This window comes from Ligilactobacillus equi DSM 15833 = JCM 10991 (assembly GCF_000615765.1).
GTDB classification, from domain to species: domain Bacteria; phylum Bacillota; class Bacilli; order Lactobacillales; family Lactobacillaceae; genus Ligilactobacillus; species Ligilactobacillus equi.
Genome location: NZ_BAMI01000024.1, coordinates 20345 through 29557, shown reverse-complemented (window position 1 = coordinate 29557; position 9213 = coordinate 20345). Strand labels below are relative to the sequence as shown.

The window sequence follows — 9213 nt, the reverse complement described above, 5'->3', positions numbered from 1 at the left end:
TGATAAAGAGTAACGTAAGCACGGCGTAATGACGTGTTAGGACCTAAAATATGACAGAAACACAAATAGCGGCACAACAGCTAATTTTAAAAAATTTAGCGTTGTGTCGCTTTTTAGTTTGGCGGCTTCAAATCAGTCGAGGGTACACTTCATTTGAGCCTCACGGCTCCAAGGTAAGCATGCCATGACATCCAGTGGTTCACGGAGTTGCACTTTTCGCATTAAAAATTGGAAATACTTCAATACATCCAGGCCATTAAGTTTAGCCGTTTGAACTAGAGTGTACATGACGGCGTTCGCTTCAGCACCATCTCTTGATTTCGCAAATAAGCTATTTTTCCTAATTAAAGTAGAGGGTCGTATAGCTTGCTCAACAGGGTTATTAGTTAGTGGCATATACGGATTCTTGAATATTGCCTCTAAGCGTGATCGCTGCTTATTTGCGTGGTTAATTGCCTTTTTTAAAGCCCCCACAGCGGTTATCGAATTTAAATACTCGTAGAGAATGGTTATCTTCCCCTGATATTTCTGGCGATGTCGCAATTTATTTTCTGGAGTTCTTTCACTCTCTGGCTTTTTTAGAAAACTACGTTCACTTTTAAAGATACTCCGGAAAATTCGGACCACTACCTTAGCTTTTGAATTTTTCATTCCTTTTAAAGCTTTAATTATATTGACAAAAGGACGCCGAATATGCACTACGCATGTACCGAATTCTATATTCGGATACCGGTCAGAATTGTATGCTCTGTGTCCGTCACACATGATACCAACCGCGAAGTCATTGTTAATAATTTCCGCAATATTATTTGAACCTCTAGTATCTGAGTATCGAAAGTAAGCTACGTCATGCTTTGAAAACTCTTGGGTAGTCCTTAGAGCCCAGAAAAATGACATTTGTCTCTCTTCAACCTCAAGAACTTTGAACGGTGTTTCATCCATATGAATAACTTTTTCATCCATGATGCATTCTCTAAGCTTGTCATATAGAGGCTGTAAGTAGTTGAGCGCAACCTTAATAATAGCGGACGACATTTGTTTGGTATCAAGCGGTAATCCGTAGGATCGCCAAATAATCTGCTGCCGACGGGTTGGTAAGGCCAATTCATATTTATAATGCAAAATCATTGCCATGACGCTACCAGAAATGTAGCTGTGCGCAAATAAAGGTCGGGACGGAGTCCCACCATGAATGATTTTATCATTACCTTTAGGATGGCAAGAATTACATTTATAAGACTCTTCATAATGATTATGACACACTATCTCGGCTGGTTGAATGTGGGTTTCTCTATAGGAGAGAGTTACACCAATTTTCTGCATCTCTTCCCCACACTCTGAACATACTGTAGATTCAGGCTTATGAGTAATGTCACATTGTTTAAGTTTATCAAGCATTCTCTGCCTAGAACTATCATTTGATGGTGTGACTTTTGCTCGATGATGAATAACCTTAGTCTCGGTGTAAGCTTCTTGGACAACTTTGTTGTCATCACTTGAGTTTTCCTCATAATCAAATAAAGTTAGCTGATTTTTATTTATGACTTCCGTTTTTTTTCCAAAACGTTGGCCACGCATCAGCTTGATTTGCTCTTCAAGATGCTCATTGTCTTCGAGAAGACTTTTGATAATCTCTAAGGCTTCTTCAAGTGTTTGAGGCTCCTTTACTGTTTTACTTGACATATGTTATTCACCACCTTTCCTGTTAATATATTCGATTGTATCAAAATAGACCACCAAATAGTAGAGGAATTAGTAAAAACTTCCCCTTGGCGCAGGTCGAATTAGCTTTTTAGGTAGTGGGTTTAGGCCTTCTAAAAGCCAGTCAATTTGTTGAGCAGTAAGCTCCTTAGTTTCTTGGCTGTCTCGTGGCCACTGAAGTCGGCCATTTTCAAAGCGTTTATACAGAAGGGTAAAACCTTCACCGTCCCAGTATAAACCTTTGAAACGGTCATTTCTGTTTCCACAAAATAAGAATAATGAGTCTTCAAAAACGTCTAGGTCATAATTTTCAGACACTAGGATCGCAAGGCTATCAATTCCTTTACGTAAGTCAGTTTTTCCGCATACTACGTACAAATGCTTTGGCGCATGATAATTAATCAACATTGTTATTCACCACCTTCAGTAATTCCCTTGATAATTCTAAACTTGCACCATCAAATAATGTAATACGCATTCCTCTAATTCTAATTTCAGCTACTTTTTGTGTACTTTTTGGGCCAATAAACTTTTTAGATGCCTTAGGTTTAAAGTTAACTGGTACGATTTCATTTTTTTCTTCCATGTTAAAAATACCTCCTGTACTATTTGCTCTATGCACCTAGTATAGGAGGTATTCTTACCGAGTTAAATATGCGGTTGTTGAGCTGTGCTTACAGAGTAACACTTAGCAATGTATTGGGGAATTTTGATTGTAGGGGGTAGAATTTATGTTAAGTGATTATGTCGAATTAATGATTAGACGTGAAGTTTTAATCCTTGAAACAATCAACGTAGAATAAAAGTTTTCTTATGATATGCTCTGTGAAGATATTGGGATTCAGCGCTACCAATTATTAGAAATACTAGCTGATTTACGCGATAATTATCAGCTAAGTTTTGGGGTTCAAGATGATGTTGTACATCTGCAAACAGAATATTATAAGGTAGAAGAAATTGCGAAGCAGCTTTATAATTCGTCTTTATTTTTCCGTTGTTTACGGCAATTGTTATTGAATCGCCGGAAAAAGAATATGACGCAAATTAGTAAAGAACTGATGATTTCGCAGTCTACCGGTTATCGCTTAATGAAAAAAATTAAGCAAGCGCTCAGTAACTATGGCCTAGAAGTTGTTAGAGGGATAGTTGTTGGTGATGAAATGAAGATGCGCATGCTAATTGCCATTTTGGAATCCAAGTATGGTTTGGAAATTTATCACTATGATAAGCATGATTACCGTTGGATTTATGACTGGATCACTCAGGCTAATGGTGGTTTGGACCGACAAAATGTATTGGATAATCCGCGTCAATGGAGCTATTTTGAAAAGTTGGTTATCATCGGAATCATCCGTGAACACAAGGGATATCCTTTAGTAGAATCACCGGTTTTTCAAAGGGATATCGGTACCCAAAAGTGGTGGCTGAGTGACTATATTCGGGATGAAATTAATAAGTATGTGGACTTCTCTCAACTTAGCTTAAATAGCGAAGTAACTTTTATTAATTATTTGGCTGGGGTGATGGTCATTACTAAGACGATGTTTTTCCATAGTAAATTTACTGCGGAAAGTCGTCAAAAATTGTACGATTATGCTTTTTCAAGTTCACATTATCGTAGACTTAAAGCCAATTTAGAAACCACTTTTAAGACTGACTTTTACAACAGTGATATCTTGCGTCATCTTTTATTTGATATTTACCGGGAAAACTTGTTTGATCAGTATCTTTTCCGTGAAGAACGTGAATTTGAAACTTACTTTGCCCAACGTGATCAAGAGGTACACCCGTTATTATATCGGTTAGTTAAGCAAGTTTTTAAGCGAAGTTTCACGACGCCTGTGCCAGATGTTTATTTGCGCAAGGTTGCCATGGTCTTACAAGGTTACTTTATGGAACAGTTAGATTTACGTTGTCCCATCAATATTTTAGAAAATGGCCACACGATTTATGAAACGCTGAAGTCTGATATGGCTTTATCAGGGGACGCCTATGAAATTTGCAAGATTGTTCCTAACCAAGCCACGATGACGACTTTAACGGCGCAAGGTAACCAGTTGATTATCGTCACACCTGATTTTTGGGAATATCTTGACCAATTCAGTCTTGGACCAAATACAGTTGTAATCCGAATGGTCAAAAGCCAGACTTTAGCTATGATGTGAGAGGTTTATCAACGATTTTTAGAGGTGCTCTTACGGCAATTTGATACTCAAATTACAATATTCTTAGGAAGGTGATGGTATGTTAAATGATTATATAAATCCCGTAACTAACCGGCGGGTATTGCTTGTGGAGATTTTAAATCGCAAGGCCAAGCGTACTTATCAGGAACTGGCTCGGGATTTAAAAATCCGAAAGTACCAAGTAATCGAAGTAATTAACGGCCTTCGGGAACACTATGGGTTAGAGGTGGATATGACGCGCAGGGAAGTTACCGCTAAGATGACCACGGCGCAGATGTGCGAGATTCGTGCGCGGATTTATAATGATGATAACCTTATGCGCTATTTACAGCTGTTTTTAAAAAATGAAGGTAAGATTTCCATGGTGGCCATGGAGATGCAGCTCAACATTTCGCAATCCATGGCCTATAAGCTACGACATAAAGCTAATAAAGTTTTGGCGAGTTATGATTTAGTCCTAACTGAGAAGGGCTTGACTGGTTCGGAGTTAAATCTGCGGCTTTTGATTGCCCTGTTAGAAATTAAGTTTCAGGTTCCGATTTATACTGATTACCGTACTGAAGAAAAATTGGCACTTGCGAAGTTTATCGTCCAAACCAACCCACGTTTAGATGTTGATTCTTTGATGGCTAACCAAGCTTACTGGCAATACTTTGAACGCTTAGTGGCGATTGGTAAACGGCGGGCGTAATATGATAGGGAAATTAAGGTTTCTGATCAGCTATTTTTGGCACTGGAAAAAGATGAACTTTACCAGCGTTTCCAAAAAGACTTGCAGCAAAGTGAGTATTTCCATCAACCAGGTTATGTGCTTTGTCCGGGGACGGTTTGCTACTTGTTGTACGTGTATCTCTTAACGGATAATCCTCTTTATGGGTCTTTAGGGGATGATAATCCAGAAATTATTACCCGCTTTTATGGCTATTTATTACGGAATCCTAATTACCAAGCACTAGATCAGCTCTTGAGGGAAAAATATCAGGTGCAACCAGATGTGAGCTTGCAAATGAATATTTTAGAGCTTTATGCTGAAACTTTAGCGGGCGGAGACCGTTTCCATCTGGAAAGTTGTCTGGAGACAGAAGCTAACGAAAAAATGGATATCTACCCACCGCTTAAGCACGCGATTTGCCAAGACCTGGAGCACTGCCTGAATTACCGCGTACAAAAGCCGGTCTGTCGGAGTTTTGCCCTGAACTTGCAAAATTATTATTTACGCCATCTTAAGTTAGGTTGTCGGATTGTCATCGCTGATGATAGCCCACTTTTATATGAATCAGTTGCGAAGCTACAAGGCTATTTTATTGGTAAAAATGACCAACTTATTAGCTTTTCTCCGCGACAAAATAAGCTCTCAGAACTCCAAACGAAAGCACCGCAGATTATTTGTGCGGCGCCACGTGTATTTGAGCTCTTTAGGGGACGAGATTTTGGTCCTTATACGGAATTGTACTATATAGTTCCTAACCGGGCCTTGTATATTTTGCCTAAACTACGCAAGTACAAGTATGAGTCCGACCGCCGGCAACTGGCTTATGAGCTAGATAAAATTTTGGCGGTAGATTAATAAATATCAATTTAGCTGAATCCCAATCCTTGTAAGAAGGGTTGGGATTCTTTGCCCTGAGCTAGTTGTTTTAAATTCCCCTAAAAATTGATACAATAGGAGTTGAGACTGAAAAAGAAAGGATGGTATTCGTGACAACAAAAAAGATAGTCCTCTATGTGACCGGCGGAATTGCCGCCTACAAGGTTCCTTTATTAGCACGTGATTTAATTAAAAAGGGTTATCAGGTAAGAGTCGCCTTGACCCAAAATGCGCAAAAGTATGTGACGGTCGATACCATGCAAGTTTTAACCAAACAAGATGTTTATACTGACTTCACCTTGCAAAAAGTAGCATATGTTCCTCACGTACATTTAGCACAATGGGCAGACTTAGCGGTGGTAGTCCCCGCTACGGCTAATATTATCGCCAAAATGGCTCAGGGCTTAGCAGATGATTTTGTATCAACCACGCTCTTAGCGACGCCGGGTCCAATTCTGGTTGTACCAGCGATGAATGACCATATGTGGGAAAATCCTGCGACCCAACGCAACATTGCCCAACTAAAGGCTGATGGCAAGCGAGTCTTAGAACCCGCGCATGGTTTTTTAGCTGAAGGTTATGCTGCGAAAGGGCGGATGCCTGAACCGATAGAAATTAGCCAAGCTATTGACGAAAGTTTTCAATCACAAGACCTTCAGGAAAAACGGATTGTTATTACGGCTGGTGGTACCCAAGAAGATCTGGATCCAGTTCGTTACTTAACTAATAAATCCAGTGGTAAGATGGGTTACGCCTTAGCTCAAATCGCCCAAGCCCGTGGCGCGCACGTGACTTTGATTTCCGGACCAACAAACTTAACTCCCCCAACAGGGGTAGACTTTCAGCCCGTACGGACGGCTCAAGAGATGCAAGTCAAGGTCAATCAAGTCTATGCCCAAGCTGATGTGGTGATTATGGCGGCGGCGGTGGCCGACTATTTACCAGTGCAAACCGCGTCGCAAAAGATTAAAAAGAACCAGGATGTCTGGCACTTAGAACTCAAAAAAAATGTTGATATCCTCCAAGGTCTCGGTCAAGCGAAGACCCACCAATTCTTGGTCGGTTTTGCGGCCGAAACCCAAGATTTAATCGCAAATGGGCAAAAAAAGCTGGCGAAAAAGAACCTTGATTTGTTAGTGGCTAACGATGTGAGTCGCAGTGATATTGGTTTTAATAGTGATCAAAATGAAGTTACATTCTTAGCGTCTCAGCAAGCACCTCGCAAGATTAACAAGGCCCAAAAGCACCAAATTGCCCAAGCCATTCTCGATGAAATTAAAGCCCGGCAAGGCTGGTAAAGGGGGAATTAGATGTCCAAGTTATATGCCTTAGTGATTGTTGATGTTCCCGCCATGCAGACCAACCATCCATATACTTACCTAGTACCAAAGCAACTGCATGACCAAGTGGCCGTCGGTAAAAGGGTGATTGTCGGCTTTGGGAAAGGTGATCGTCACGTCCAAGGTTTTATTGTTGACCTTAGGGAAGACTTACCGACGCAAGCGGGGGTGACGCTTAAAGAAGTTCAAGAAGTCTTGGACCTGGAACCTGTAATTACGCAGGAAGGTCTCCAACTGGCCGACTGGCTAGCAGACCATACTTTTGCCTTTAAAATTCGTTGTTTGCAGGTCCTCTTACCCAATGCTCTCAAAGCTGCCTACAGCAAAACGCTCAAACGGCTCCAACCTTTAGATGACCCGCAAATTGACGCACTTTTTGGTCAAAGTGATGAAATTGACCTGGCTCAGCTCCCAGCCCAGTTTCAAAACCAAATTATCCATTACCGGCACCAGGGTAAGGTTGAAATAATCTATCACGTCAAAGATAAGGTTGCCAAAAAGCAGGTGCCAGCCTTTAAGTTGCTCCTCACTCCTGAGCAGTTAGACCAAGTGTCCGTGTCACCACGTGCGACAAAACAACTAGCCATGCGCGACTATCTCAAGACGCTTGAGTCTACTAAGCTTTACCTGCAAAAACCAGCTCAAGCAGCGAGTGGTTTGACAAGTGCGGACTTTCGTACTGCGGCGAAGAAGGGCTGGCTTGAGCAAAGTCAAGTGGAACAATACCGTGATCCCTATGCTGATAAAAACATCACCGCAACGAAGCCTTTAGAACTTACTCCTGACCAAAATTTCGCAGTCAAGTCCGTTCAGGCCCACATCGACCAAAAAGATAACCGCACTTTCCTCTTACAAGGGGTTACGGGTTCGGGAAAGACAGAAGTTTACCTCCAGATGATGGCCTATGCCTTAAAGCAAGGCCGTCAAGCGCTCATGTTGGTGCCGGAAATTTCTTTAACTCCGCAAATGATGCGCCGGGTCAAAGGTCGTTTTGGTGACTTAGTGGCGGTTATGCACAGTGGGCTTTCCGCCGGGGAACGCTATGACGAATGGCGCCGCATTGAAAGAAAGGAAGCCCGAGTGGTGATTGGTGCGCGTTCAGCTATCTTTGCCCCGTTAGATAACATTGGGATTATCATCATGGATGAAGAACATGAAGCTAGTTACAAGCAAGACGAAATGCCCCGTTACCACGCTCGGGATGTGGCATTATGGCGGGCGCGGTACCACCACTGCCCGGTTGTACTGGGTTCGGCGACCCCTAGCTGGAGTCCCGCGCGCGGGCGATGAAAAATGTCTACACTTGGCTAACCTTACCTAAGCGGGTCAATGGTCAAGCTTTACCAAAAGTTGAACTAATCGATATGCGTAATGAAGGAAAGTATGCACCGGTTCCGGATATTTCCAACACCATGTTAAATGCTATCAAGGACCGTCTTATTAAGGGTGAACAAACAGTGCTCTTGTTAAATCGCCGGGGGTATTCTTCATTTGTTATGTGTCGGGAGTGTGGCTACGTTCTCAAATGTCCTAATTGTGATGTTTCTTTGACCTTGCATATGGATAGCCACTCCATGCGCTGCCACTATTGTGGTCATGAAGAAGCAATTCCGCAAACTTGTGACTCCTGTCATAGTCGCAAGATTCGTTACTATGGTACGGGGACTCAAAAAGTTGAAGAACAACTCCAAGGCCTCCTCCCTACGGCGCGGATTATTCGCATGGATGTCGATACCACACGGAAAAAGGGCGCCCACGAACGGCTCTTGCAGGCCTTTGGTAACAAGGAAGCGATATTCTTTTAGGCACGCAAATGATTGCTAAAGGGCTCGATTTTCCGGATGTAACTTTAGTCGGGGTTTTAAATGCGGATACGGCCTTAGACCTCCCAGATTTCCGTGCAAGTGAACGAACCTTCCAGCTTCTAACCCAGGTGGCTGGTCGTGCCGGCCGGGCTCAAAAGGCCGGTCAAGTTCTGATTCAGACCTATAACCCCCAACACTACGCCATCCAGCTCGCTAAGGGGCAAGACTATGAACGGTATTTTCAAACAGAGATGGGTTTCCGCCACCGGGTAGGCTACCCGCCTTATTATTATACAATTCAAATTACGGCCAGCTACGATAATGAAGCAGCGGCGGCTAAAAAGATGTTTACCATTGCGGGAGAATTAGGTAAAATTCTTAGTCCGCAAGCGCAAGTCTTAGGTCCTACGCCTAAAGCGATTATGCGCATTAAAAACCGTTACTATTACCAATTAGTGATTAAATATAAGCACGAACCATTATTAGAAGATTATCTCAAAGGGCTATTAATCCAAGCCCAAACAGAAGAAAAAAAAGGATTGAAACTGGTTATTGACCGGGATCCATTGAATTTTATTTAAGGACGTGAAATT

7 protein-coding genes and 1 pseudogene are annotated in these 9213 nt (G+C 42.1%); 5 read left to right on the top strand and 3 right to left on the bottom strand.

What is annotated here, in order from left to right; genetic code table 11:
• Positions 1 to 132 precede the first annotated feature (132 nt).
• The 3 genes from tnpC to JCM10991_RS06525 all read right to left on the bottom strand — a co-directional run bounded on the left by tnpC (position 133) and on the right by JCM10991_RS06525 (position 2287).
• Complete coding sequence (tnpC, locus tag JCM10991_RS06535; RefSeq protein ID WP_025020908.1) at positions 133 to 1683, bottom strand: IS66 family transposase; 1551 nt, start codon at positions 1681 to 1683, stop codon at positions 133 to 135.
• 69 nt (positions 1684 to 1752) lie between these two features.
• On the bottom strand, positions 1753 to 2109 hold the full coding sequence (tnpB, locus tag JCM10991_RS06530) for an IS66 family insertion sequence element accessory protein TnpB (RefSeq protein WP_025020907.1): 357 nt from the start codon (positions 2107 to 2109) through the stop codon (positions 1753 to 1755).
• A complete protein-coding gene (locus tag JCM10991_RS06525) occupies positions 2099 to 2287 on the bottom strand; it encodes a hypothetical protein (RefSeq protein WP_025020906.1) in 189 nt (62 codons plus the stop codon). The genes tnpB and JCM10991_RS06525 overlap by 11 nt, the downstream gene beginning before the upstream one ends.
• 232 nt (positions 2288 to 2519) lie before the next feature.
• On the opposite strand from JCM10991_RS06525, the gene JCM10991_RS06520 reads away from it, so the two are divergent.
• From JCM10991_RS06520 to priA, 5 genes and pseudogenes are all read left to right on the top strand, one after another.
• A complete protein-coding gene (locus JCM10991_RS06520; protein ID WP_025020905.1) occupies positions 2520 to 3866 on the top strand; it encodes a helix-turn-helix domain-containing protein in 1347 nt (448 codons plus the stop codon).
• A 79-nt stretch (positions 3867 to 3945) separates the two neighbouring features.
• Positions 3946 to 4578: a helix-turn-helix domain-containing protein gene (locus JCM10991_RS06515; protein WP_025020904.1), complete on the top strand. Its 633-nt coding sequence runs from the start codon at positions 3946 to 3948 to the stop codon at positions 4576 to 4578.
• Between the two features lie 36 nt (positions 4579 to 4614).
• Positions 4615 to 5454, top strand: a complete 840-nt coding sequence (locus JCM10991_RS06510; protein ID WP_025020903.1) for a hypothetical protein — start codon at positions 4615 to 4617, stop codon at positions 5452 to 5454.
• A gap of 131 nt (positions 5455 to 5585) precedes the next feature.
• Positions 5586 to 6773, top strand: a complete 1188-nt coding sequence (coaBC, locus tag JCM10991_RS06505; protein WP_025020902.1) for a bifunctional phosphopantothenoylcysteine decarboxylase/phosphopantothenate--cysteine ligase CoaBC — start codon at positions 5586 to 5588, stop codon at positions 6771 to 6773.
• 12 nt (positions 6774 to 6785) lie between these two features.
• A pseudogene (priA, locus tag JCM10991_RS12970) lies at positions 6786 to 9201 on the top strand (primosomal protein N').
• Positions 9202 to 9213 lie beyond the last annotated feature (12 nt).

Bases quoted from the DNA above. Each gene is read 5' to 3' on its own strand.
- tnpC (WP_025020908.1), bottom strand. From the start codon at position 1,683: ATGTCAAGTAAAACAGTAAAGGAGCCTCAAACACTTGAAGAAGCCTTA.
- tnpB (WP_025020907.1), bottom strand. From the start codon at position 2,109: ATGTTGATTAATTATCATGCGCCAAAGCATTTGTACGTAGTATGCGGA.
- JCM10991_RS06525 (WP_025020906.1), bottom strand. From the start codon at position 2,287: ATGGAAGAAAAAAATGAAATCGTACCAGTTAACTTTAAACCTAAGGCA.
- JCM10991_RS06520 (WP_025020905.1), top strand. From the start codon at position 2,520: ATGCTCTGTGAAGATATTGGGATTCAGCGCTACCAATTATTAGAAATA.
- JCM10991_RS06515 (WP_025020904.1), top strand. From the start codon at position 3,946: ATGTTAAATGATTATATAAATCCCGTAACTAACCGGCGGGTATTGCTT.